We start from the raw sequence: 1,662 nt of genomic DNA, 5'->3' as shown, positions 1-1,662 counted from the left end.
CGCCAGTCGAGGGTGCAGCGGACGTTCGGCTGTGGGAGCGCAAACGCTCGATTGCGTACGCCGGCTGTTGGATTGGGCGAAGGCGAGTCAGTCTTCGCGTATGAAGAACTCGGTGCATAAGTGGCGCCCTCTTCGCGTCGCCGCCCTCACATGCTTCCGTCACGGCTACTTGTTCTCGATGCTCCCGATGTTTTTGAGCTCGATGCGGATGAGCCCGTTCGCCGCGCTGGTGAACTCGATGAACTCAGGATTCTGCGCATATTCCGCTGGGAACGTGATCTCGATGCCAGTGTCGGTGCGGATCTTGTGGTTGCGTGTGACGCGTTTAGCTACCGCACGCTCAACGGGCGCGTGCTCGGGGAGATTTTCCTTCTGTGCCGCCTCGACGAAGCTGCGTCGAGGCCCTTCGTCCTCGAACACTTCCTCGACAAACTCGTCGAACGGCACTTCGTCGGAGTCCTCGGCGTTTTCGGCGACGTACGCCTTCGCCTTCGCAGTCGCGATCGCCGCATTCGCGCCGTACTCGTTGGCGACCTCCTCGACCAGGCGCATCGTCGTATCGATAAGTTCCTTGCTTGAAGCCTCCATCGTGCACTGAAGCAGGCCCTGCGGGATGAGCCACCTCTCCTCGCCGGCGATTTCGCGCGCCTTGTCCACGAACTGGACCGACATGGTTCGAACGTCTATCAGGGCAAACGAAGAAATCTTCTGCGAGGGGCTTGGCAGGATGGCATGATGGCGCTCGATGCGGTTCACCGACGCGCCGCTATCGGCTCTGCCCACCTCGTGCATAAACGCCGGCTTGCTCTCGAGCAGCAACAGCCCGAAGTAACGCGCGCTTCTCCCAGCGAACGCCGCGTCGAGCTCTGCCTGCGCAGCTGCAGCTTCCTCCTCGGACATTTCTTCGCGATCTTCCGCGGAAAGCTTCGGGGCTTTCGGCGAGTCCTCGAAATCGACGACGAGCAAGTCGCATGATGCCGGCTGCTCCATGCGTTCAAGTTCGCTTCCTAAGAATTCAGCGATCATGAGCGAGAGGTCGATGAAGTTGTTTTGCCCGTTCAAGTAGTCGGAAAGCTCGTTTTTGAAACCGCTGTCGGCCTCGAATTCACCACGTTTGTTATTGATGTTGCCCAACGCGTGTTTTGAGACGCGCTGCACGTAGGACTTCACGTTCTTGTCGGAAAGGTCCAGCTCTTCCTGCGAAAATACATTCACGCATGAAACGAAATCGAAAACGTGCAAAATGGCGTGGTTGATCTTGAACATGGAATCGGGCTCCCTCTCGCGACGAATAGCGGGAACACACATTACCCCATGGAGCGCGCGCGGGCAAACGCAAGTCGGTCGCGCGTTTCTCATTCTGCATTACTGCGAGCGGGGAGTTCTCGTTGGCGCTCAGGCGCGCGACCGAGAGCGAGAGGGTTGTTCCAGGAAGGCTTCCTTACTCCTCGAACTGAATGCCGTCGCAAGACAGCGCTTGCGGCTTCGACGCAACGTTCTCGCGGCGGCGGCTGACCCATACATCAACCGTCATTCGGCCACCCGCCAGCTCACTGCCAACCATTCTTCCGCGAAAACCCCCCATCGTGGACAAAAAAGGTCGTTTTGTCAATATCGCTCTGACCAGGGGTTTTATCTCAGTTTTGCCTAACTTTGCCTAAC

General features: G+C 58.2%; 1 protein-coding gene. It reads right to left on the bottom strand.

The features are described from left to right. Positions 1-165: 165 nt before the first annotated feature. Positions 166-1,266, bottom strand: a complete 1,101-nt coding sequence (locus tag Q0G85_RS10300; protein WP_297157704.1) for a nucleoid-associated protein — start codon at positions 1,264-1,266, stop codon at positions 166-168. Positions 1,267-1,662 lie beyond the last annotated feature (396 nt).

The organism is uncultured Ellagibacter sp. (assembly GCF_934617235.1).
Lineage (GTDB): Bacteria > Actinomycetota > Coriobacteriia > Coriobacteriales > Eggerthellaceae > Ellagibacter.
The sequence above is the reverse complement of the archived record's forward strand: the minus strand, read 5'-3'. Positions and strand labels throughout refer to the sequence as shown.

Coding starts and splice junctions, on each gene's coding strand:
- Q0G85_RS10300 (WP_297157704.1), bottom strand. CDS start 1,266: ATGTTCAAGATCAACCACGCCATTTTGCACGTTTTCGATTTCGTTTCA.